This window comes from Amycolatopsis sp. NPDC028719 (assembly GCF_055565395.1).
This window is the reverse complement of the sequence record NZ_JBVHUL010000001.1, coordinates 272,387-293,575: the sequence shown is the minus strand read 5'-3', so window position 1 is coordinate 293,575 and position 21,189 is coordinate 272,387. Positions and strand designations below refer to the sequence as shown.

Below are 21,189 nucleotides of genomic sequence, written 5' to 3'. Positions count from 1 at the left end.
GCCGGAAAAGCCGCGAAGGCCGCCTCGGTGGGGAGACGGCCTTCACGACGGGTTGTCCACACCCCTCGGTCAATGTGGACAACTCCGCGAGATCAGGTTCGCACAGCTCAGCACGGTCGGTGATGACCGATAGACTGAAAGTGGGGGGGCGCCCCTGCGGGAGTGGCTGATCGAGCGCCCGCGGGGGTTGGCCGGGACCGCCGGGCCGGCGCTGAGCTGGGCAGCGAGGTTCCCTGCCCAGACCTCATCGCCTGCGGCCCGGCCCGCCCGCCGAGACCCACCGGCTCGGCGGCGAAATCCCTCCCCGGCTCTTGTCCTTGGACGCCGGCGCTCGCGGTCCGGGGACATCGAGGCCGTGGTCAGGGGCGAGCGGCCGCCCGAGCTGCTGCCGGGTCCGACGTTGCCAACGCCGCCTCCGCCAACGCCTCGCACTCCGCGAGCGTCGCGGTCGCCAGGCTCGCGCCCACCGTGCGGATCGCCGGGGCGTTCATCGACAGGCTCGTCAGGCCGAGGCCCGCCAGGACCAGCGCCAGCCTGGGGTCCGCCGCCGCTTCACCGCACACGCCCGCCGGCTTGCCCGTCGCCTTGGCCGCGTCGCCGATCAGCTTCAGCAGGCGCAGGAGCCCCGGCTGCCACGGGTCGTTGAGCTTCGCCACCGCGCCCAGCTGGCGGTCCGCCGCGAACGTGTACTGGGCCAGGTCGTTCGTGCCCACCGACACGAAGTCCACCGCTTCGAGGATTTCGCGGGCGCTCAGCGCCGCCGCCGGGATCTCGATCATCACGCCGGCCCGGGCGACGCCCGCCGCGCGGACGCGCTCGGCGAACCAGGCGGCTTCCTCGACCGTCGCGACCATCGGGGCCATCACCGAGACTTCGGCGCCGGAGTCCTCCGCCGCGCCGGCGATCGCCTCGAGCTGGCGGTCCAGCACCTCAGGGCGGTCGAACGCCACGCGCAGGCCGCGGACGCCGAGGGCCGGGTTCGGCTCGGCTTCCGGCGAGAGGAACGCCAGCGGCTTGTCGGCGCCCGCGTCCAGGGTCCGGACGATCACCGGCTTGCCGCGGAACGGCGAAAGCACCGCCGTGTACGCCGCGCGCTGCTCGGCCACCGACGGTTCGTCCGAGGCGTCCAGGTAGCAGAACTCGGTGCGGAACAGGCCGACGCCTTCCGCACCCGCGTCGGCCGCGGCCTGCGCGTCGGCCGGGGAGCCGACGTTGCCGTAGACCTTCACGCGGTGGCCGTCCGACGTCGCGCCCGTGCCGTTCCATTCGGCCAGCTTCGCCTTCGTCGCCGTGACGACCGGCGCCGACGGGTCGGCGATCTCGACCGTGCCCGCGTCGCCGTCGACCGCAAGCGCTTGCGCGTCCCAGCTCAGCAGACCGCGCACGGCGACGACGGCCGGGATGCCCAGCGCCCGCGCCAGGATCGCGGTGTGGCTGGTGGGGCCACCCTCTTCGGTGACGAGCGCGAGCACCTTCGCCGGGTCGAGGCCCGCGGTGTCGGCCGGGGCGAGGTCGCGCGCGACCAGCACGCTCGGCGACGCCAGCTCCGGCACCCCCGGCGGCGCGATGCCGAGCAGCTCGGCGACCAGCCGGTCGCGCACGTCGCGGACGTCGCGGACGCGCTCGGCCATGTATCCGCCCGCGGCGGCCAGTGCTTCGGCGAAGCCTTCGGCGGCCTGGTGGACGGCTCGCGCGGCGGGCAGCCCCTGCGTCTTGACCAGCTGCTCGGCCTGGGCCGTGAGCGCCGGGTCGGCCGCCATCGCGGCGGTGGTGATGAGGATCGTCGCGGCTTCGCCGGTGGCGGTCTCGGCCTGCTTCTCCAGCCGGCCGGCGACGATCGCCGCCGCGGGCGCGATCCGGGCGGCTTCGGCGGCGGGATCGGCGGGCGCCGGGGTGGCGGCGGGCTCACCCAGCGGCTCGGCGACGCGGACGACGGGACCACTGGCGCGGCCGGGGCTGACGGCGACCCCGGACAGAGAGTCAGACATGGTCTAGACCATAGCTCAGATAGGTCTGGATATCTCGTGGTGGCGGGCACAAGCCTCGCTGACGCACCTGTTCGAGCACCGGCCGGACCTCCTCGTGCCACCAGGTTTCGGCCAGTTCGCCGCGGCTGCGCACCGGCCGTCCGGCCAGCATACGGCGGAAACCCCAGGCCTCGGCCGAGTCGGCGAGCCGGAACCAGTCGGCCGGGTCGTCGAGCCACAGCCCGAGGCGGACGTCGTCCGGCAGCGGGACGCGCTCCAGGAACATCCGCTCGGCGGTCTTCGACGGCAGGTCGGCGAGCGTCAGGCAGCGCAACGCGCAGGCGACCGTGCTGATCCAGCGGACCCGCGCGCGGATGGTGCCGGCGCCGCGGGCGCGGGCGATGGCGACGCGGTGGTGGCCGTCCTCGACGAAGAACATGTCGGACAGCCGCACGAGCCGCACCGGAGGAAGGTCGGCCGACGTCCGCGTCAGCCGCTCCCAGCGATCGCGCAGGGCCCGGTTGCGCGGCCGGAACTCGCGGTCGAAGTCGCCGGCGCGGGCGACCGTGCCGACGATGCCCTCCAGCGGAACGTCGTAGACGCCCTCGTCGACCTCGGTCTGCTTGCCGAGCGCCTTGAGGGTCTCGTCGAGTGGCATGATCGCGAGGTGGTCGGGCCGGCGCGCCTCCGCGATCGCCCTCAGCTGAGCGGCGTAGCCGCGCCACCAAGCCGAGCCGAACGAATCGCCCCTGTGAGGTGCAACACGTCCCCCCGGATGATCATTCCCCCAGGTCGGCGGCGGTCGGGTAGGACGGCTGGGCACCGTGCCGCGTCACGCTGAAGGCCGCGACGCGTACCGCGCGCTTCGCCGCGAAGACGAGCTCGGCGCCATCGGCGAGCGAGGCCGCGAGCGCGCCCGCGAAGGCGTCGCCGGCGCCGGTGGTGTCGACGGCCTCGACCTCCGGCGACCCCACCTCGGTCGTGCCGTCCTTCTCGACGACGACGGCACCGGCCGCACCGAGCGTGACGACGGCGGCCCGCGGCCCGAGTTCAAGGAGCTTCCGGAAGTCCGTGCCGGGCCCGGTCAGCCACGCGGCTTCGTGTTCGTTGACGAGCAGGACGTCGAGCTTGGCCAGCGTCTCCGCCGACAGCTTGGCCGCCGGCGACAGGTTCAGCAGCACCTTTACGCCCTTTTCGGCGGCCCGCGCGACGGCGCGCTCGACGGTCGGCAGCGGCACCTCGAGCGAGGCGACCATGATCTCGACCCCGTCGAAGACGGCCTCGACGTCACCGGGCTCGAGGCTCGAGTTGGCGCCGGGGGAAACGAGGATGGCGTTCTCGCCGTCCGGAGTCACGGTGATGTAGGCGATGCCGGTCGGCCGGTCGCTGGTCCGCACCAGCCCGGTGTCGACCCCGGCGGCGCGCAGCGAGTCGAGCAGCAGCCGGCCGTAGGGATCGTCACCGACGGCCCCGAGGAGCGCGACGTCCGCCCCGAGCCGGCCCGCCGCGACCGCGGTGTTGGCCCCCTTGCCACCCGGCGAAAGAACGGTGTCACCGCCCAGTACGGTCTCGCCACCGGCCGGCCGCCGGTCCACCGCGACGACGAGGTCGGCATTGGCGGATCCCACAACGAGGACGTCGGAGTTCATCCCCGCACTGTGCCACGAAAGCCGTGCGACCAGGCCGGGAAGGGCTGCGAGAGACGAAAGTGAAGGTTTTTGTAACTTATCCGGCGTTGAGTGCGACAATCATGCGAGCAGCGGATCCCGTCACTCGATCGGGGGATGTCATTCCCCCGGCCGTCACTACGCGGACCGGTCCCGCTCTCCAGGTGCGTCACCACGCGAGACGTGGTGCCGTCGCCCCGACCGGCGAAAGCCGGAGAGGGCTCATGTCGTCGGCGCCGATCACGTAGCCCCCCGAGTGATCGGCGTCGGCGGCGCCTCATTCCTGACGGGCTTGAGTTCGGCAGTGAACTCGCGGTACCGCTCCGGCCGGAAGGCCGCCATCGCCGCTCGCACGTCTCGCACCGCCGCCTCCGAAAAGGCGTGAGGCAGCCGGACCGCGCCCCGCTCACCCGGCAGCCGGTGCGGGCCGAGGATCGCGCCGACCTCCCAGAACGGCCGCAGCTCCGGACGCTGTCCCAGCACCGAATCGGCGATCGGGAACACATCGACGACACGCAGGACCAGGCCGTCGCAGGCCACGGTCAGCACGCGCACCTCGCCGATCTCGTCCCAGTTGAGCCCGAAGTGTTCGTCGCGGGGCAGCCGTTCCCAGCCGATTCCCGTGTCCGAGACGAGCAGGTGCGCGGCTTTGCTGCTGGTGCGGTACCAGCGCGGGGTGCAGATGATCAGCCAGAACGGCGCGGAAAACCCGAACAGCGCCAAGACGAACAGGGCGCGCCGCCCCTCTGGGTCGCTGACCAGCGTCGCCGTTATCGCAGCCAGAACGCCGGCACCGACCAGCGGGCCGGCGATCCGCCAGTACTTCCGCCGGGACCACTCGCCAGGCGAGATCACGCGCCTGCTGGACGCGCCCCCGCCCCCGGTCGCGGCAGGCAGGACACAGACCGGCGACGACAGCCGGACGTCGGCCGGGTGCCGCACCATCGCCCGCCGCCACCGGCGTTTGCTGCGCTGCCGCCCGGCCACACACAACAGGACGAGCAGGCCGACCACGACGATCGGCACCCACGACGGCATTTTCAGCCGCTCGGCGGAACGCTGGTACTTCCCGTCCGACCCGACGACGGGAACCGCCTTCCCGGCGTCGTCCGGAGTCAGCTCGTTCAGGTCGAACCGGACTGTCTGGGGCTTTTCGTCACCCGCGGTCACGACGGCCAGGCAAACCCAGTAGTACCCGATGCCGCCGCGGCTGATGGGCCCTACCCGTTCGCACGACTCGATCCGGGCGACGGCGCTCGGCGTGCCCTGCCGGTCGGGACCGTGGATGGAGTGTATTCGCGCCACCGCCGTCCAAGAGCCGATGGTGAACCACAGGCCGAGGACGGTGAACAGGGCGATCCGGCGCCACCCCGGACGGTGGGAACGGTCATGCGACGGTCAGCCTCACTCCGCCGGGCAGCACGGCGCGGATGTGCGCGTCGAAATCCTTCGATGCGGTCGGACTCAGCGCACGGGGCAGCCGGTACCAGCCGTCGACCTGCCGCAGCCGGTCGAGTTCCGGGCGGTGGAGCGGGAAGTCTTCGCTCGCCGGCCGGAACTCGACGAGCCGCGTCGGTGTCCTCAACTCGGCGATTTCCGGCCAGGAGACCGTGAATCGGTGGTAGCAGGACTCCCAGCGGACACCTGCGGGCGAAAGCTTCAGGGTGACCTGGGACTTCCGGGAACGACTCTCCTGTTCGCTGATCTGCAGCCAGGCTGTGCCGGCGAAAACGGCGACGAACACGACGATGAACGCGGTGCGGAACCCGTTCCTCGGGCCGAATTCGATCGCGACGCCCAGACCGATTTCGATCATGAGGGCGAAGAGCTGCAGCCAGCGAAGCATCACCCGATCCCAGCCGTTCACGTGGATCGCGACAGCAGCGGATGGTTCGAGGGGCGGTGGCATCCACACCGGCACCGCATCCCGGGGGCCGGGAAGTGCGGAAACCGGGTCGGTGATGACACGTTCGGCACTGACGTCGACGTACTGCGCGAGAACTTCCCGCACTCGCGGGACCTCCCGCGGGGTCAGCCCGAGCCCAGCCACCAGGAAGTCACCACCGGCGATGCGGACCAGGCTCCGATGGGGACTTTCGAACCGGCCACCGGCTGGGCTGAGCACGATCTGACAGCCGTCCCGCTTCTGTGGCCTCTCGACGACCGACGCGCTGCTGAGTTCGCTCCAGCGCACGGCCCAGACGACTCCGCCGATCACTCGTGAGACACCGGCCGAGTCGAAGACCAGCTCGTCGCGGACAGGCTTCTTCAGGGACCGCAGCAGAAGCCTCAAGCCGAGCAAGCCAAAGGCGCCGCCGAAGACCCAGCCGGCCACACGGGGACTCTGCTGGGTGGACTCGAACGCCATCCACAGGAAGCCTGACGCGACTGCGAGCAGTACCAAGGCGAGAACCCAGGGCCGACCGGCAGTCCGCGAGACGACGAAGCTCTCGCTCACGCCGTCACCAGACCCAGCAGGTGTTTGGCTGCGCCTGCGGAGACCTTCCCGGCCAACGACCGATCATTGCCGCTGCGGAGAATCGCGTGGACGGCGACGTAACGGCGCGTTGCCTTCTTCGCCGAAGGCTCGACGGTCAGCCGGGCGAGGTCCGCTCGCCGCACCACGACCGGGTCGCCTTCCTTGGGGCGCCACGTGATCGCGTCGGCCTTCAGCGCGAATTCGCCGAAGTCGCCCCGATAGCGGGTCAGGTAGAGCGACACCCAGATCGCCACGGCGACCGGCAACGGGATCCCCGGCGGGATGTCGTAGAAGGCCGGCGCCACGAAGTCGGCGACGACGGCCAGCCAAGCCGTCCACAGGAAGAACAACCGGACGGCGGACGCTTGCTCGGCGCGGATGACCGTTCCCGGCTGGTCGGCGCGCCAGCGTTTGACCAGACGCTTCACCGGGTTCGGCACGCCGAAGCCGCCGCGCCGGACGTTCTTGGAGGTCCAGCGGCCGAGCCCCGGCCGATACCGCTCGATCGCCGCCGACGCTTTCTCGGCCTCTTCGCGAGCCATCGCCGACGACAGGATGTAGCCGTCCTCGGACTTGTGCCGGCAGTCGGGGTTCAGGTTCCGGATCGCGTCGTCGTCCACTAGCGAGACGGCGAGTGCGACCCGGTCGTCCGGCAGTCCTTCCCGGAAGTCGAACCGGCGGACGTCGTCCCAGGGCAGGACGAGCGACGTCTTGTCTTCGAGCGGCTGCCGGAACCCGTCGGGGCCGAACTCGACCCTCGCCGTCACCATCCCGCCGTTTCGACGCAGGTACCGCCGCAGGATCGGCCTGAAGCAGAAGCACACCAACGCCAGCACGCCGAGCGCGGGCGCGACCAGGTACACGACCGGGTCTTGACTGCGCGCCCACACGAGCAACCCGGCCAGGACGGCGAACACGACGCCGAGGAAGGCCATGCACCCCACGGCTGTCCTCAGCTCGGACGGCGGGTTGTGGATCGGCAGCCGGACGCGCACCACGGCCGTTTCCGGCTCGCCCGGAGTCGTCGACACCACGGTGGCTAGATCGACCCGGAGATGCGCTGGGTGCCCTGCTGCTGGAAGACCGGCTCGGCGGCCGCGGGCTTCTTCTCGTTGTAGTGGTTCTCGCGGTACTCCTTGTCAGCCTCGTCGTAGGCGCCCGCGGTCTTCTTGCCCGCTTCCTTCCCTGCCTCTTCACCGAGTGCCTTGGGCAGTTCCTTGAGCCCGTCCTTGAAGATGCCCGGCGCCGCGTGAGCCGCGTCCCGCAGTGCCGCGAGCAGCTTCTGGCCGACGGTCTTGAAGAGCCCGCTGAGGTGGTTGAACTGGCTGATGCCCTTCTGGAAGGCCCGCATGAGCTTCTGCAGCCACTCCGACATCCGCGAGCCGCACTGGACGATCTCGGCCGTACCTTCGCCGGCCAGGCCGGCCGGCGCGGCAGGCCCCGGATACCGCGCGAGGATGCTGATCAGCTTGCCGATGCATTCCGTGAGCAGGTCCCGCAGCACGCTGCGCACGACGTTCAGGATGCTTTTGCAGACGTCGATCAGCACGGAGACGGCCTTCGCGCCGCCGGCGACCCCGGAGTACATGTCGCCGAGTTCGGCGGTGAACGCGCGGTAGGCGTTCGCGCCTTCGCCCGTCCACTCCGCGCTGTCCGCCTTCACCGTCTCCAGGAGGTCCTTCGCGACCGCGTCGATCTCGTCGCTGATGTTGCCCCAGGTCTCCTGCATGATGTCGAGCTGTTCCTGGTTCCCCGTCACCCAGTCGAGCGGCGCGCGCAGAAACTCGACGTGTTCGATCAGCCAGCCGAGCCCCATGCTGGCCAGGCCCGCGATCGGGTCCCGGAGGAAATCCATCACGCCGGCGGCACCGAAGCCGAGGTTGAGCAGGCCTTCCGTCCAGTCGCCGTCGGCGGCCTTGGTCGCCGCGTCCCAGAAGTCCTGCGCCATCCCGGCACCTTCGAGCGCCGAAGAACCTTCGTCGACCTTCTTCTTGGCGTCCGTCACCAGAGCGTTCTCAGTCAAGGTGGATACCGTCCAAACTGTCCTTGACGTCCTGCTCGCGCCACTCGACGTGCTGGGACCAGGTGCGGACGCGGTCGATCTGCTCCTGGGCCACGTTCTTCGCGTGGCCGATGGAGTCGCTCCCCAAAGTCTGGGCGACGCCGCACAGCGCGCCGAGACCGCAGGCCTGGCCGATGAGCCCGAAGGCCATCGGGTCGACGACCTGGGCCGCCGCGTCCAGCGTCTTCGCGAACCGGTCGACGAACGGTTCGAGCTTCTTCGCGTGCTCCAGCAGCTGTTCCGGCTTGATCCGGATGTCCGCCTGCGGGCTGTTCATCGTCTTCCCCTCCCTCGTTCCCCTGGTCAGCGCAGGTAGTCGCCGTCGCTGAAGTAGTCGTCGTCGGTGCCCGCTCCGGGCTCGCGGCGCGCGGGGCGCGGCGGGGCCGGGTTCGGCGGGGCCGGTGGGGGTGGCTCTTCCTCCGCGATGAAACGAGACCCGTCGGTGGCGGGGGCCGCGTGGCCGCCGTCCACGAACCCTTGCGGCTCGGGCTCCGGGTACTCACGGTGGAGCTGGCCGACCAGCTCGTTCATGGTCTCGGTGCCGGCGATCGACGGCATCCCGGTCTGGACGGCATCCGCCAGCTTGCTCTGCGCGCGCTGGACGGTCCGCAGGATCTCGTCGGCGAGGTTCGCCTTCTCCCGCACACCGTGCCCGATCTCCAGGCCGACGAGGTTGCCGAGGTGGTTGACCTTGACCCCGATTTGGCCGTCCTGGCTGCGCTCGGACACCGAGACCGTGGCCATCTCGGCCTGCATGCGGTCGCCGCGTTGCTTGGCCTCGGCGATCTTGGCGTCGAAGCCCGCGATGAGTTGCTCAGGGTTCGTCACGCGAACCTCCCCGTTCACGTCAGTAGCCGTACGACGACCGAGTGTGGCATATGGCACCGACAGTCGCGGGCGGTTCTGCTCGTTGTGACGAAGACCCCGGGGATTTCCCCACCCGTCCGGGCGGTCAACCGGATTTCTGCGCTGCTCAGCGGCTCATAGCGTGACTTTCATGAGCATCTCCGACTGGAAACGGACGATCTACGCACTCCTCGCCCTGCCCGCCTATCCGGCGGGGCCGGCGGCACGGCAGCGGCTGGCGCTGCGCTGGCTGGGCGGCGAGCCACCGCGCGGGGGCTTCCTCGCGAGCGTCGCGGCTTTCCCGATCGCCTTGCTGGTCTGGTACCTCGTCGGCCGGATCGCGACCTTCGGGTTCTTCTGGACCGAGGCGGGCGCGGCCGGGTCGTGGGGCGGGCCGTCGCTCGTCGGGGCCTGGGTCGTGCACTTCTTCTGCGCGCTCGGGATGGCCGTCGTGTGCATGGGGGTGCTGCGGCCGCTGACGCGAACGCCTGACCAGGTCAATTCTTCGCACGCCGAGTAACCGGTGCGGTATCGTCCGTGACGCAAGAGGGGAGATCGAACGCGGGGGGAGCGCGGTTCGGTGGGGTTGTTCGGTGACATGCTCGACGCTGCCCAGCACGTCGGGTCGGAGATCGCGCACGCCGTCCAGTCGGGTGGTGAGGGGCTCGGCAAGGTCCTGACCGGCGCGGGCGTCGGCCTGCTCGCGGGCGGGCCGCTCGGCGCGGTCGCGGGTGCTTACGTCGGTTCGCGGACCGGCAGCGGGGCGGACAACCCGCAGGCCGCGGGGTTGTCGCCGGGTCAGCTGGTGAAGGCCGTGCTGAGCGGGCCGGGCACCGGGTCGCTGCAGAAGGTGCACCAGGCGGGCGTCGACCAGTCGACTTATCAACGCCAGCTCGAGCAGGGCACGCGCGAGCTGACTTCCGGCCTCGAGTCCGCGTGGACCGGCGGTGCCTCGGACGCGGCCCGAGAACGGCTCCAGCCGTTGACCGCGTCGGCGGTGTCGGCATCCACGACCCTGGACCGCAACTCGACGCTGTCCCAGGCGCAGATCGACCAGTTCCACCAGATGAAGAACTCGCTGCACCCGGACGTCACCGACCAGCCGCCGACGCGGAGCGCCTGGGACGTCGCGACCCCCTGGGACACCGACACCGAAGACAAGATCAACCAGTACAACCGGAAAGCCGCCGAGAACGTCGAGCGGTACAGCTCGTACGCGCAGCAATCCAGCTCGAACACCGCGGCCCGGACGATCGACTACGGCCAGCTCCGCGGGTACACCGGCGGCGACTTCACGGTGCGGGACCCGAAGAAGCCCGTCGAGCCGCCGCCCCGGAAGCGGACTCCCGGCGGTGACGACGACCGCGACCGGTCGATCGGTGCGCAGGTGCAGCCGCCGCCGGCGGTTCATCCTCCGATCGGTCCGCCGCCGCCTCCTGGACAGGTCACACCGCCAGGGCAGGTCACGCCGCCGGGCTCGCACACGGTCGGCGTGGACGACGGCGTTCGCGCGCAGAGTTACGTGCCCCCGGCGACGCAGTACCCGCCGGGCTACCCACCGCCGGGCGCGGGACCAGGCGGGTTCGGCCCCGGCTCGGGTTCCGGCGGCGGGTTCGGTCCCGGCTTCGGGTCCGGTTTCGGTCCTGGCGGTGGCGGGTTCGGACCGGGCTCGTCGTCCGGCGCGAGCGGCGCCGGTGCGCGCGGTCCGGGCGCGGCGACCGGAGCCGGCGTCCCGGGTGAAGGACGTCCCGGCGCGACCGGCGGGGTCCGCGGCGGCGCGTCGGGCAAGCCCGGCTCGCCGGGAATGGGCGGCATGGGCCACGGCGCCAAGGGCGGCAAGGGGGAGGAGGACGCGGAGCACCAGCGGGCGTCGTACCTGGTGGAGGCGGATCCGGAGAGCGTCTTCGGCGGCTCCGACGAGCGGACGGTGCCCCCGGTGATCGGGCTGTGATCTTCCTGCCCAAGGCCGCCCTGCTCACCGCGTGGGAGTGGGAACGGCACGGCCCACCGCCCGCGGTCCTCGGCGCCGACAACCTCTGGCTCGGCGACGAGACCCGCAAGCGGCTCGAAGAGAAGGTCCTCGACGTCCTGGCGTCGCTCCGGCTCGCGGCGGGCGGCACGTTGACTCGGGAGTTCCGCGACATCCTGCGCATCCTGGCGAAGGGCGCCCACCAGTTCACGGCGTGGCTGGGTGACATCGAAGCGGATGAGTCGGGCGCGGTCCTCGTCTCGGCCGACGGCCCGAAGGCACTCCGGCTGATCCGGAAGGACGACACGATCCGGATCGACGACGTGGAGCCGTCGCGGATCGCGGAGTCGCTGGTGGACGTACTGCCGCCGGTGCCGCCGGCAAGGATTTCGCCGGTGTCGATCCCGGAAGCGCGGTTTTCGGGCCGGGAGGAGTCGTACGACCTCGACGACCCGACTGCCGACCGCGGCCGGGACCCACTGCCTTGGGCGCGCCGGCTGATGGCGGCCCGGCGGACGGGGCTGCACCAGTGCTACGCCGTGAATCGGGGTTCTCGCAGCGCGCCGATCACCGCGGTGGACGTGGCCGGGACCGGGCGGGTGCTGACGTACGTGTACCCGGGGCGCGAGCGGATGGTCAGCTTTCAGCCGGGGACCCGGAGTGCGCTGACGGAAGTCCTGTACGCGACCCTGAACGGGTTAGGGGGAGGACGATGACGGGCTCGTTTTTCAGCGGGGTCGACTTCTGGGCGACGGACATGCCGAGCGGGGCTTCGAGACCTGCTGGTGGGCAAGGGTTCGCGATGAGCAGCTCCGAGATGCGGGCGATGCTCAAGAACGCGCAGGACTTGCGGATTTCGATCCAGCAGCAACGCGACGCGGCGCAAGTGCTGTCGCAGGCGACACCGCCCGCTCAGGAGCCGGCCAGCACCGATGCCGTCCTCGGTCCGAACGGCGTGAACGAGACCGGGCGCTTCTACCAGGGCCATCTCGACTACCAGTACAACTATCTGTCCGAGTTGATCAAACGTCTGCAGAAGGCACTCGGGATAGTCGAGGCGGCCGACCAGCAAGCGGCAGACGATACGAACAAGACGAGCGGGGCCCTCGAATGACGAAGCGATCCACCACGACCATGGCCGCGATCGTGGCCGGCGGCTTGCTGATCTCCGCGTGCGACGGCACTCCGAAAGCACCGGCGAGCACCACGACCGCACCTTCGAGTACCGCTCCGGCGAACAGCGACGTACCTACCGTGGCCAGCCCCCTCCCGGCGACAGCACTCGATGGCAGCCCGTGCGACAGCGCCCTCACGAGCAGCCAGATCACCCACTTCCTCGGGCAGCCGACCCCGGCCAAGCCCAGCGACACCGAGCTCGGCCCGATGTGTCAGTGGAGCAGCGCTTCCGGCTCAGGAGCAGGCATCACGGTCGCCTACCAGACCGAATCCGACCAGGGAATCGGGCTGGCTTACGAGAATGTGAAGCCCCAGGCCGCGCGCTGGCAACCGCTCGAGCCGGTCCAAGGATTCCCGGCCGTCGCCTACACGAACACCGATGACAAGCGCGCCTGCGTCATCGTCGTCGGCGTGACCGACAAGCTGGCTTTTTCGACGGGATTGACGCTCGGCGACAAGTCCGCGGCCGAAGGCAAGGATTGCTTCGATGCTGCTCCGGAAGTGGCGGACACCGTGCTGACCAACCTCAAGGCGCGGGCCTGAGCTGCACCTTTTCGTTACGGCGCAGTTCGCGTTAATGCAAGACTTGTCGTAGTAAGCACCTAGACTGTTCGGATGAGCCACCCCACCCGCAGGGGTCGCGCGCGTGCGGCTACCGAACAGGACATCCGGCGGACCGCCCGGAAGCTGCTCGTCGAGCAGGGGCCGGAGGCGGTCACCTTGCGTGCCATCGCGCGGGAGCTGGGGATCACCGCGCCCGCGCTCTACCGGTACTACGAGTCGCGGGATGACCTCGTCGAGAACCTGCGGCTGGACGTCTGCGCCGATCTGGCCGACGAGCTTGCGCAGGACATCGCCGAGCTGCCGGACGACGGGATCATGCAGCTGTTCGCCATCTGCAAGGGCTTCCGGCGGTGGGCGCTCACCCACACGAAGGAATTCACGCTGGTCTTCGCGTCGCCGACCGGCGGGGTCGGGTCCGCCGCGGGCTCCGCGCTGAGCCGGGTCGACGAGCCCTTCGGGCGCATCTTCCTGGCCGCCGCCGGGCGGGTGCTCGCGCGGACCGACATCGTGCTGCCGCCCGCCAGTGGGGTGCCCGACGAGCTGCGTGACGACTTCAAGACGTTCCAGGAGTCGCTGGTCACCGTGCTCGCCGAGTCCGACCGGGCAGTGCCGGTGGAGAAGATCGACCTCGGCGTGACGTACCTGATGATCCAGTTCTGGGCCCGGCTCTACGGGCACGTCACGCTCGAGGTCTTCGGCAACTACCCCATCCCGATGTCCAAGCCGGACGTTCTGTTCGAAGCGATGCTCATCGACCTCGCCCGGGAGATCGGGCTCTACTCCGGCTAGGCCGCGTGGCCGCCGTCCACGGACAGCGTCGCCGCTGTCACGTAAGCGCTGGCCGGCGAAGCCAGGTAGGACACGGCAGCAGCCACTTCGGAAGGCGACCCGTAGCGGTCGAACGCCGTCAGAGCCCGCTGATCCGCCGCGTACGGGCCGTCGGCCGGGTTCATGTCCGTGTCCGTCGGGCCCGGGTGCACCAGGTTCACCGTGATGCCGCGCGGGCCGAGCTCGCGGGCGAGCGCCTTGGTCAGGCCCACCATCGCCGCCTTGCTCGTCGCGTACAGCGCCATGCCCGGGCCCGGCACGCGGTCCGTCACGCAGCTGCCGATCGTGATCACGCGGCCGCCCTCACCCAGGACGCCGGCCGCGGCCTGCGTGGCCGCGAACACGCCGCGGACGTTCACCGCGAGGACGCGGTCGACGTCCTCGAGCGCGGTCTCGGTGAAGGCGCCGACGAAGCCGACGCCCGCGTTGTTCACCAGCACGTCCAGCCGGCCGAACTCCGCGACAGCAGCCGAAACCGCCGCCGACACCGCGGCGGCGTCGGCCGAATCCGCCTGGATCGCCAGCGCGCGACGGCCGAGGTTCTTGATCTGCTCGACCACCTCGGCCGCCCGCGCGCCGTTGTGCTGGTACGTCAGCACGACGTCCGCGCCGTCCTCGGCGAGCCGCAGTGCCGTGGCCGCGCCGATGCCGCGGCTGCCGCCCGTCACCAGTGCCACCTTGCCGTCGAGGGTCATCCCCGGTTCTCCTTCGATCGAACGGATTTTCTTGACCGTTCAATCAAATCGGGGATGACCGTCGAACACCGGCGGCTTTCCGACAGCGCGCTACAGGACGATGTTGACCAGCCGGCCCGGCACCACGATCACCTTGCGCGGCGAGCCGCCGCCGACCAGCGCCGCGACCTTCTCGTCCGCCAGTGCCGCCGCCTGGACCTGCTCCGACGACGCGGACGCCGCGACCGTCACCCGGGAGCGGACCTTGCCGTTGACCTGGATCGGGTACTCGACGGAGTCCTCCACCAGGTACTTCTCGTCCACGACCGGGAACGGGCCCTGCACCAGCGAGTCCACGTGGCCCAGGCGGTGCCACAGCTCCTCCGCCAGGTGCGGGGCCAGCGGCGCCAGCATCAGCACCAGCGGCTCGGCCAGCTCGCGCGGCGTCGACGCGGCCGCGCCGTACACCTTGGTGACGTGGTTGTTCAGCTCGATCAGCTTCGCGCCGGCCGTGTTGAAGCGCATCTCCGCGTAGTCCTCGCGGACGCCGGCGATGGTCTTGTGCAGCACCTTCCGGTCGGCCTCGGTGGCGTCCTCAGTGGACACTCGCAGCTCGCCGGTCGTCTCGTCGACGACCAGGCGCCACAGCCGCTGCAGGAACCGGTGCGCGCCCACGACGTCCTTGGTCGCCCATGGGCGCGACATGGACAGCGGGCCCATCGCCATCTCGTAGAACCGGAACGTGTCGGCGCCGTAGTTCTCGGCCATTTCGTCCGGCGTGACGACGTTCTTCAGGCTCTTGCCCATCTTGCCGTACTCCCGGGTGACCTCTTCGTCGTCGAAGAAGTACTTCCCGTCGCGCTCCTCGACCTGCTCGGCCGGGACGTAGACGCCCCGCGCGTCCGTGTACGCGTACGCCTCGATGTAGCCCTGGTTGAACAGCTTCCGGTACGGCTCCTTGGACGTCACGTGGCCCAGGTCGAACAGCACCTTGTGCCAGAACCGCGAGTACAGCAGGTGCAGCACCGCGTGCTCGACGCCGCCGATGTACAGGTCGACGCCGCCGGTGTCGTCCGCGCCGTGCTCGCCGGGCCGCGGGCCCATCCAGTACGCCTCGTTCTCCGGCGCGCAGAACGTCTCGCTGTTCGTCGGGTCCAGGTAGCGCAGCTGGTACCAGCACGAACCCGCCCAGTTCGGCATCGTGTTGATGTCGCGGCGGTACTTCTTCGGGCCGTCGCCCAGGTCCAGCTCGACCTCGACCCAGTCGGTCGCGCGGGCCAGCGGGGACGACGGCATCGAGTCGCGGTCCTCGGGGTCGAACGTCACCGGCGAGTAGTCGGCGACCTCGGGCAGCTCGATCGGCAGCATCGACTCGGGGACGGCGTGGACTTCGCCGGCCTCGTCGTAGACCACCGGGAACGGCTCGCCCCAGTAGCGCTGGCGCGAGAACAGCCAGTCGCGCAGCTTGTACTGCACGGTCCCGGTGCCGGCGCCCTTCTCGGCCAGCCAGTCGATGATCGTCTTCTTGGCCTCGGCGACGTCCATGCCGTCCAGGAAGCCCGAGTTGATCGCCGGGCCGTCGCCGGTGAACGCCTTGCCGTCGAAGCCTTCCGACGGCTGCACGGTCCGGATGATGTCCAGCCCGAACTTCTCGGCGAACTCCCAGTCGCGGACGTCCTGGCCGGGGACGGCCATGATCGCGCCGGTGCCGTAACCCATCAGCACGTAGTCGGCGACGAAGATCGGGATCTGCTTGTCGTTGACCGGGTTCGTCGCGTACGCGCCGGTGAAGACGCCGGTCTTCTCCTTGTTCTCCTGCCGGTCCAGCTCGGACTTCCGCGACGCCGCGACGCGGTACTCCTTGATGGCCTCGGCGGGCGTCGCCGCGCCGGCGGTCCAGCGCTCGTCGACGCCTTCGGCCCACGCGGCCGCGGTCAGCTTGTCGACCAGCGGGTGTTCCGGCGCCAGCACCATGTACGTGGCGCCGAACAGGGTGTCCGGCCGGGTCGTGAAGACCTCGATCGCGTCGTCACCGGACTTGAAGGTGACGCGGGCGCCGTGCGAGCGGCCGATCCAGTTCCGCTGCATGGACTTGACCTTCTCCGGCCAGTCCAGCAGGTCCAGGTCGTCGACCAGGCGATCGGCGTACGCGGTGATCCGCATCATCCACTGCCGCAGGTTGCGGCGGAAGACGGGGAAGTTGCCGCGCTCGCTGCGGCCGTCGGCAGTGACCTCTTCGTTCGACAGCACGGTGCCCAGGCCCGGGCACCAGTTGACCGGCGCTTCGGAGATGTACACCAGCCGGTGGTCGTCGATCACCTTCTTCCGCTCGGACGCGCTCAGCGACGCCCAGTCACGGCCGTCCGGGGTGGGCCGCGAGCCGTCGGCGAACGCGGCCTCCAGCTCGGCGATCGGGCGCGCCTTGCCCGCGTCGGTGTCGTACCAGGAGTTGAAGATCCGCAGGAAGATCCACTGCGTCCAGCGGTAGTACTCGGGGTCGATCGTGGAGATGCGACGGCGTTCGTCGTGGCCCAGGCCCAGGCGCCGGATCTGGCGCAGGTAGGTCCGGATGTTCTCCTCGGTGGTCTTGCGCGGGTGCTGCCCGGTCTGGACCGCGTACTGCTCGGCCGGCAGGCCGAACGCGTCGAAGCCCATCGTGTGCAGCACGTTGCGCCCGATCATCCGGTGGTACCGGGCGAAGACGTCGGTGCTGATGAAGCCCAGCGGGTGCCCGACGTGCAGGCCGGAGCCCGACGGGTACGGGAACATGTCCTGGACGAACAGCTTGTCGCTGGGGACCGGCTGCCCCTCGACCGCGAGCGGCCCGACGGGGTTGGGCGCGTGGAAGGTGCCCTGGTCGGCCCAGTGGTCCTGCCACCGCTGCTCGATCTGACCCGCCAGCGCGGCCGTGTACCGGTGCGCCGGGACGTCGGTCCCTGTTGTCTCGGTCATCGCCGTCTTCCTCCGAGTTCGAGCTACTCCAGAAACAACTCGACCCCTCAGCCACCAGGGCATGAGGGGTCGCCGCGCCGGCCGGGCCGGGCCCGGTCAGCGCGGCAGGCTAAGGAGCAGCCGAGCCGTGTTCATGGGTTCATCGTAACTTGCTGGTCAAAGCCGTTCCGAGGGGACCGCCAGTGCGACGAACTGGGTGACCTGCGTGGCCGAGAAGTTGTTGTCGCTGACGATGATCAAGCTGCGCTCGCCGTTCGGGAGCTTCGGGCCCCAGGTCATGCCCTCGATGTTGTCCACGGTGGACAGGCCGAGGTCGGCGGCGTCGAAGAGGAACCGCTTCTTGACCGGCTTGACGTGCTTCGCGTCGGCCAGGGACTTGACGTTCAGGACGTTCGTCGCGCCCTTCGTGTCGATTTCGTAGACGCGCACCTTGTTGCCGACGCCGGTGCTGAACGAGCGCTCCATCATGAGGAACTTCGTCGGGTCGGCCTGGTCGACGGCGAGCATCGAGGAGACGCCGGTGGTGGCGAACGCCGTCGGGGGCACCGGCGCGGCGAAGAGCGGCTCCTGCGGGTACGCGTACTGCGCCAGGATCGGGCCGAAGCGCGACTGGAGGGTGATCCGCGAGAGCGCGCCGGCGGTCGTCGTCGGCTCGGGGCCGTCCTGCAGCAGCGGGCCCTCGACCTCGCTGGCGACCAGCGAGCCGAACGCGGCGAAGGTGAGGCCTTCGAGCACGAGGTTCTGCCGCGGACCGGCTGTCGGCGTCATCTTCTCGTTCGCGGGGATCGGCAGGTCGCGGACGTATTTTCCGTCGCGGCGCGCTTCGCGGATCGACGGGTCGATCAACGTCGTCGCGGTGCGCTCGCCCTCCTGCGACCAGTAGTAGTCCCCGGTCCACGGGTCGACGCGCAGCTCCTCGGGGTCGATCGTCTGCTCGTTCTGCGGCTTCGCGGGGTCGTTCTGCGTGAGCGGCGGGTACGGCGTGCCGTCCGGGCGCAGCAGCGGCTTCGTGCCGGTGAAGGTGACCGGGCCGACGCCGTTCGCCGACACCGGGAACGTCGCCGTGTAGAAGCGGGCGGGGTTGATCGCCGACCGGTCGTCGCAGATCAGCGCGTAACCGCCGGTCCGGGGGTCGTAGTCGATGCTGGACAGGCCGCCGACCACCGTGCCCTGGAACACCAGGGAGTTGGGGACGATCTGCTCGCCGAGCAGCCGGACCGGCCGCTGGTGACTTTCGGTGGCGCTCGCCGGCGTCGCGGCGAGAATTCCCCCGATCAGGGCAGTGGCCAGCACTGTGGGCAGTACGCGTGGTGACATGGCCTGTAGCACAGTCGGTCAGGGTATCCGCCAGGTTGCCGGGACGTCACGCTTATCCTTGACCTCGTGTTCGCTATCGCGCTGGTTCCGGTCGTGCTGGGTCTGCTCGTCGGCTTTGGTGGGTATCTCGGGTTCCGTGAGCGCTTGACGCGCGAAGGTGGCACCGGCGTGCGCACGCAGGCCGCGTTGCGCAGCGAAGAAGCGTTCAAGCTGGCCAACCGCGTCGCGGCGCTGCCGACCATGGCCGGCGGCGCGATCTCCGTGCTCACCGGGCTGGCCGGGCTCGCGATGCCGACGACCGCCGGCCTGGTCTCCGCCGCGCTCGCCGGCGTGCTCGCCATGCTCGTGCTGGTCATGGGCGGCGGTGTGCTCGGCAACCGGGCTGCGCTGACCGTGCCCGCGCCGGCTCCGGCCGCGCCCGCGGGCTGCAGCGGCTGCGCGTGCGGCGCCGGCGGCTGCGGGGTCTTCAAGAAGGAAGAAGCCTAATTCCGCTGCAGGTCGCCCGGGTGGGTGGCCAGCAGGGCCAGCGGGATGCCCTGGCGGCGCAGCACCTGGCTCCACAGGTCGCCGCTCGGTGACGCCAGGATGTCGCTCGGGAGCGCGGGCACGATGACCCAGTCGTCGCGCTCGATCTCGCCGGCCAGCTGACCGGAGTCCCAGCCCGCGTACCCGGCGAACACGCGCACGCCGCGGACCTTCGGCACCAGCACCTCGGGGTCGGTGTCCAGGTCGACCAGCGCGACCGGGCCGCGGACCGCGATCACGCCCGGCACGCTCGCCGCCGTCTCACCGGTGCGCAACGCGGCCAGGCACAGCGCGGTCTTCTTCTCGACCGGCCCGCCGACGAACACCGCCTGCGGCTCGGCGACGTGCCCGCCCCAGTTGGGCAGGACGTCGTGCACGGCGACGTCACTCGGCCGGTTCAGGACCACGCCGAGCGTGCCTTCGTCGCGATGATCGATCACGAACACGACGGTCCGCTTGAAGTTCGGGTCGACCATCGTGGGGGCGGCGACCAGGAGCGTTCCCGGCTCAACCTCGGCGTCCGCTGGCACGCGACCCATGATCTCACCTCTGGCCCGGCGAAATACTTCGGCTCGGGAACAATCGCCTCACCAGCCTCGTTTGAAACAGTGGTCGGCGCACTCCGTGTCCCCCGGGCTCACTGAAGAACCGCCTTTGTGGAATACCGTCCGGCAGGAGCCACACTGCGCATAGCCGCCGAGAGGCGAGGCTGAGTGCGCCGGCCGCTCTTACTCGATGGCTTCGCCATCTTCGCCGGAGCGCCCCCAGCGTGTTTTCCAGGGGCGAGGCCCCTGGAACCCCTTGAGTGCGCCGGCCACCTACTACTCTGACTTCGTGACGATCAGCGCTCGGACGGCGACACCACGCAGAGGGCCGCGGGAGCTGTTCAAAGATCCCGACTTCCGTCGCCTGCTCTTCACCCGGTTCGCCGCGAGCTGGGGTGACGGCGTCTTCCGCGCGGGCCTCGCCGGTGCCGTGCTGTTCAACCCCGAGCGCGCCGCCGATCCGCTGGCCATCGCCGGCGGGTTCGCCGCGCTGCTGCTGCCGTACTCCGTCGTCGGTCCGTTCGCCGGTGCCCTGCTGGATCGCTGGGACCGCCGGAAAGTCCTGATCTTCGCGAACCTCCTGCGCGGCCTCGCGATCGTCTCGGCGTCCGCCGCCGTCGGCTTCGGGTTCGGCGGGATCGGCCTGTTTTCGCTGGCACTGGCCGCGGAAGGCATCTCGCGCTTCATCGGCTCCGGGCTTTCGGCGTCGCTGCCGCACGTCGTGGAAGAAGAGAGCGTCGTGACGGCGAACGCCTTCGCCACGACTCTCGGTTCCGTGGTCGCCGTCATCGGCGGCGGCTGCGCGATCGGCCTTCGCGCGCTCTTCGGCAGCAACGATCTCGGCTCGGCCGAGACGACGGCGTTCGCCGTCCTCGGCACGCTGGTCTCGGCGTTCATCGCGCGCGGCTTCGCCCGCGGCGTGCTCGGGCCGTCGGTGGTGGACGAGCCGCCGAACCCCCTGCTGGCCGTCGCGCGCGGGCTGGCCGACGGCGCGAAGCACGCCTGGCGCGCGCCGAGCGTCACGGCGGGGTTCCTCGCGCTGTTCGCGCACCGGGCGTCGTTCGGGGTGTCGCTGCTGGTCACCGTGCTGCTGATGCGCAACTACTTCACCGACCACGGGATCTTCCGCGCCGGTTTGCCCGGGCTCGGGCAGATGGCCGCGCTCGCCGGGGCCGGGATCCTCATCGCCGGGTTGCTGACCGCGCGGCTGATCCGGAAGCTCGGCCGCCTGCGCGCGGTGCTCGGTTCGCTGGTCCTCGCGGCGATCGCGCAGTCCGCGCTGGGCCTGCCGATGGTGTTGCCGCTGGCGCTGCTCGCGTCGTTCGTCATCACCGGTGCGGGGCAGGTGCTCAAGCTCTGCGTCGACTCGTCGATCCAGCTCGACGTCGCCGACGAAGCCCGCGGCCGGGTGTTCGCGCTGTACGACACGCTCTTCAACATCACGCAGGTCGCGGCGGTTTCGCTGGCCGCGCTGGTCGTGCCGGACGACGGCCACTCGCCGGGCCTGCTCATCGCCGCGACCGTCTGCTACCTGGTCGGCGGAGCCGGGTACGCGCTGGCGCGGCGGCGCGCGATTCGCTGAGGCAAACACCCGAACCGGTCACGGCCACTGCTCCAT

21 protein-coding genes are annotated in these 21,189 nt (G+C 70.4%); 8 read left to right on the top strand and 13 right to left on the bottom strand.

The annotated features are described in order from the left end of the window. Window positions 1-359 precede the first annotated feature (359 nt). The 9 genes from ptsP to ACZ4TR_RS01355 all read right to left on the bottom strand — a co-directional run bounded on the left by ptsP (window position 360) and on the right by ACZ4TR_RS01355 (window position 9,003). On the bottom strand, window positions 360-1,988 hold the full coding sequence (gene ptsP / locus ACZ4TR_RS01395) for a phosphoenolpyruvate--protein phosphotransferase (RefSeq protein ID WP_465285281.1): 1,629 nt from the start codon (window positions 1,986-1,988) through the stop codon (window positions 360-362). Then, window positions 1,981-2,625, bottom strand: a complete 645-nt coding sequence (locus tag ACZ4TR_RS01390; protein WP_465285280.1) for a hypothetical protein — start codon at window positions 2,623-2,625, stop codon at window positions 1,981-1,983. Before ACZ4TR_RS01390 ends, ptsP begins: the two co-directional genes overlap by 8 nt. A gap of 121 nt (window positions 2,626-2,746) precedes the next feature. After that, a complete protein-coding gene (locus ACZ4TR_RS01385; RefSeq protein WP_465285279.1) occupies window positions 2,747-3,616 on the bottom strand; it encodes a ribokinase in 870 nt (289 codons plus the stop codon). Window positions 3,617-3,874: 258 nt separating this feature from the next. Further along, window positions 3,875-4,993 (bottom strand): DUF6346 domain-containing protein, encoded by a 1,119-nt coding sequence (locus ACZ4TR_RS01380; RefSeq protein ID WP_465286258.1) that lies wholly within the window; start codon window positions 4,991-4,993, stop codon window positions 3,875-3,877. 28 nt (window positions 4,994-5,021) lie between these two features. Next, a complete protein-coding gene (locus ACZ4TR_RS01375) occupies window positions 5,022-6,092 on the bottom strand; it encodes a hypothetical protein (protein WP_465285278.1) in 1,071 nt (356 codons plus the stop codon). Then, window positions 6,089-7,144 carry a hypothetical protein gene (locus ACZ4TR_RS01370; protein WP_465285277.1) on the bottom strand — a complete coding sequence of 352 codons (1,056 nt, stop codon included), beginning with the start codon at window positions 7,142-7,144 and terminating at the stop codon, window positions 6,089-6,091. The genes ACZ4TR_RS01375 and ACZ4TR_RS01370 overlap by 4 nt, the downstream gene beginning before the upstream one ends. 8 nt (window positions 7,145-7,152) lie before the next feature. Next, a complete protein-coding gene (locus ACZ4TR_RS01365; protein WP_364510071.1) occupies window positions 7,153-8,136 on the bottom strand; it encodes a hypothetical protein in 984 nt (327 codons plus the stop codon). Further along, entirely contained in the window at window positions 8,129-8,452 is a 324-nt protein-coding gene (locus ACZ4TR_RS01360) for a hypothetical protein (RefSeq protein WP_284743468.1), read from the bottom strand. The genes ACZ4TR_RS01365 and ACZ4TR_RS01360 overlap by 8 nt, the downstream gene beginning before the upstream one ends. A gap of 26 nt (window positions 8,453-8,478) precedes the next feature. Then, window positions 8,479-9,003, bottom strand: a complete 525-nt coding sequence (locus tag ACZ4TR_RS01355; protein WP_465285276.1) for a YbaB/EbfC family nucleoid-associated protein — start codon at window positions 9,001-9,003, stop codon at window positions 8,479-8,481. A 169-nt stretch (window positions 9,004-9,172) separates the two neighbouring features. Between ACZ4TR_RS01355 and ACZ4TR_RS01350 the strand changes: the two genes are divergently transcribed. The 6 genes from ACZ4TR_RS01350 (at window position 9,173) to ACZ4TR_RS01325 (ending at window position 13,519) form a co-directional block, all read left to right on the top strand. After that, window positions 9,173-9,541, top strand: coding sequence for a hypothetical protein (locus tag ACZ4TR_RS01350; protein WP_465285275.1), 369 nt, complete (start codon window positions 9,173-9,175; stop codon window positions 9,539-9,541). A 60-nt stretch (window positions 9,542-9,601) separates the two neighbouring features. Next, a complete protein-coding gene (locus tag ACZ4TR_RS01345) occupies window positions 9,602-10,972 on the top strand; it encodes a hypothetical protein (RefSeq protein WP_465285274.1) in 1,371 nt (456 codons plus the stop codon). Next, the gene (locus ACZ4TR_RS01340) at window positions 10,969-11,706 is read left to right on the top strand and encodes an ESX secretion-associated protein EspG (RefSeq protein ID WP_465285273.1); all 738 of its coding nucleotides are present in this window, start codon (window positions 10,969-10,971) and stop codon (window positions 11,704-11,706) included. Before ACZ4TR_RS01345 ends, ACZ4TR_RS01340 begins: the two co-directional genes overlap by 4 nt. Before the next feature lie 86 nt (window positions 11,707-11,792). Then, on the top strand, window positions 11,793-12,104 hold the full coding sequence (locus ACZ4TR_RS01335; RefSeq protein WP_465285272.1) for a hypothetical protein: 312 nt from the start codon (window positions 11,793-11,795) through the stop codon (window positions 12,102-12,104). A 20-nt stretch (window positions 12,105-12,124) separates the two neighbouring features. Continuing rightward, window positions 12,125-12,709, top strand: coding sequence for a DUF3558 domain-containing protein (locus ACZ4TR_RS01330; protein WP_465285271.1), 585 nt, complete (start codon window positions 12,125-12,127; stop codon window positions 12,707-12,709). A 72-nt stretch (window positions 12,710-12,781) separates the two neighbouring features. Further along, a complete protein-coding gene (locus ACZ4TR_RS01325; RefSeq protein WP_364510053.1) occupies window positions 12,782-13,519 on the top strand; it encodes a TetR/AcrR family transcriptional regulator in 738 nt (245 codons plus the stop codon). Here ACZ4TR_RS01325 and ACZ4TR_RS01320 read toward each other — a convergent pair. From ACZ4TR_RS01320 to ACZ4TR_RS01310, 3 genes are all read right to left on the bottom strand, one after another. Continuing rightward, complete coding sequence (locus ACZ4TR_RS01320) at window positions 13,516-14,253, bottom strand: 3-oxoacyl-ACP reductase family protein (RefSeq protein ID WP_465285270.1); 738 nt, start codon at window positions 14,251-14,253, stop codon at window positions 13,516-13,518. The two genes, ACZ4TR_RS01325 and ACZ4TR_RS01320, sit on opposite strands and share 4 nt — an antisense overlap. 90 nt (window positions 14,254-14,343) lie before the next feature. After that, window positions 14,344-17,184: a leucine--tRNA ligase gene (gene leuS, locus ACZ4TR_RS01315; protein WP_465285269.1), complete on the bottom strand. Its 2,841-nt coding sequence runs from the start codon at window positions 17,182-17,184 to the stop codon at window positions 14,344-14,346. A gap of 156 nt (window positions 17,185-17,340) precedes the next feature. Continuing rightward, window positions 17,341-18,501: an esterase-like activity of phytase family protein gene (locus ACZ4TR_RS01310; protein WP_465285268.1), complete on the bottom strand. Its 1,161-nt coding sequence runs from the start codon at window positions 18,499-18,501 to the stop codon at window positions 17,341-17,343. Between the two features lie 66 nt (window positions 18,502-18,567). Here ACZ4TR_RS01310 and ACZ4TR_RS01305 point away from each other — a divergent pair, with 66 nt between their 5' ends. Then, the gene (locus ACZ4TR_RS01305; protein ID WP_364510042.1) at window positions 18,568-18,987 is read left to right on the top strand and encodes an SdpI family protein; all 420 of its coding nucleotides are present in this window, start codon (window positions 18,568-18,570) and stop codon (window positions 18,985-18,987) included. Here the strand turns inward: ACZ4TR_RS01305 and ACZ4TR_RS01300 are convergent. After that, window positions 18,984-19,565 (bottom strand): YqgE/AlgH family protein, encoded by a 582-nt coding sequence (locus ACZ4TR_RS01300; RefSeq protein ID WP_167379639.1) that lies wholly within the window; start codon window positions 19,563-19,565, stop codon window positions 18,984-18,986. The genes ACZ4TR_RS01305 and ACZ4TR_RS01300 overlap by 4 nt on opposite strands. A gap of 295 nt (window positions 19,566-19,860) precedes the next feature. Here ACZ4TR_RS01300 and ACZ4TR_RS01295 point away from each other — a divergent pair, with 295 nt between their 5' ends. Continuing rightward, complete coding sequence (locus tag ACZ4TR_RS01295; RefSeq protein WP_465285267.1) at window positions 19,861-21,153, top strand: MFS transporter; 1,293 nt, start codon at window positions 19,861-19,863, stop codon at window positions 21,151-21,153. Window positions 21,154-21,189: the final 36 nt, after the last annotated feature.

Bases quoted from the DNA above. Each gene is read 5' to 3' on its own strand.
- ACZ4TR_RS01360 (WP_284743468.1), bottom strand. From the start codon at position 8,452: ATGAACAGCCCGCAGGCGGACATCCGGATCAAGCCGGAACAGCTGCTG.
- leuS (WP_465285269.1), bottom strand. From the start codon at position 17,184: ATGACCGAGACAACAGGGACCGACGTCCCGGCGCACCGGTACACGGCC.
- ACZ4TR_RS01300 (WP_167379639.1), bottom strand. From the start codon at position 19,565: ATGGGTCGCGTGCCAGCGGACGCCGAGGTTGAGCCGGGAACGCTCCTG.
- ACZ4TR_RS01320 (WP_465285270.1), bottom strand. From the start codon at position 14,253: ATGACCCTCGACGGCAAGGTGGCACTGGTGACGGGCGGCAGCCGCGGC.
- ptsP (WP_465285281.1), bottom strand. From the start codon at position 1,988: ATGTCTGACTCTCTGTCCGGGGTCGCCGTCAGCCCCGGCCGCGCCAGT.
- ACZ4TR_RS01325 (WP_364510053.1), top strand. From the start codon at position 12,782: ATGAGCCACCCCACCCGCAGGGGTCGCGCGCGTGCGGCTACCGAACAG.
- ACZ4TR_RS01335 (WP_465285272.1), top strand. From the start codon at position 11,793: ATGAGCAGCTCCGAGATGCGGGCGATGCTCAAGAACGCGCAGGACTTG.
- ACZ4TR_RS01385 (WP_465285279.1), bottom strand. From the start codon at position 3,616: ATGAACTCCGACGTCCTCGTTGTGGGATCCGCCAATGCCGACCTCGTC.
- ACZ4TR_RS01330 (WP_465285271.1), top strand. From the start codon at position 12,125: ATGGCCGCGATCGTGGCCGGCGGCTTGCTGATCTCCGCGTGCGACGGC.
- ACZ4TR_RS01310 (WP_465285268.1), bottom strand. From the start codon at position 18,501: ATGTCACCACGCGTACTGCCCACAGTGCTGGCCACTGCCCTGATCGGG.
- ACZ4TR_RS01350 (WP_465285275.1), top strand. From the start codon at position 9,173: ATGAGCATCTCCGACTGGAAACGGACGATCTACGCACTCCTCGCCCTG.
- ACZ4TR_RS01390 (WP_465285280.1), bottom strand. From the start codon at position 2,625: ATGCCACTCGACGAGACCCTCAAGGCGCTCGGCAAGCAGACCGAGGTC.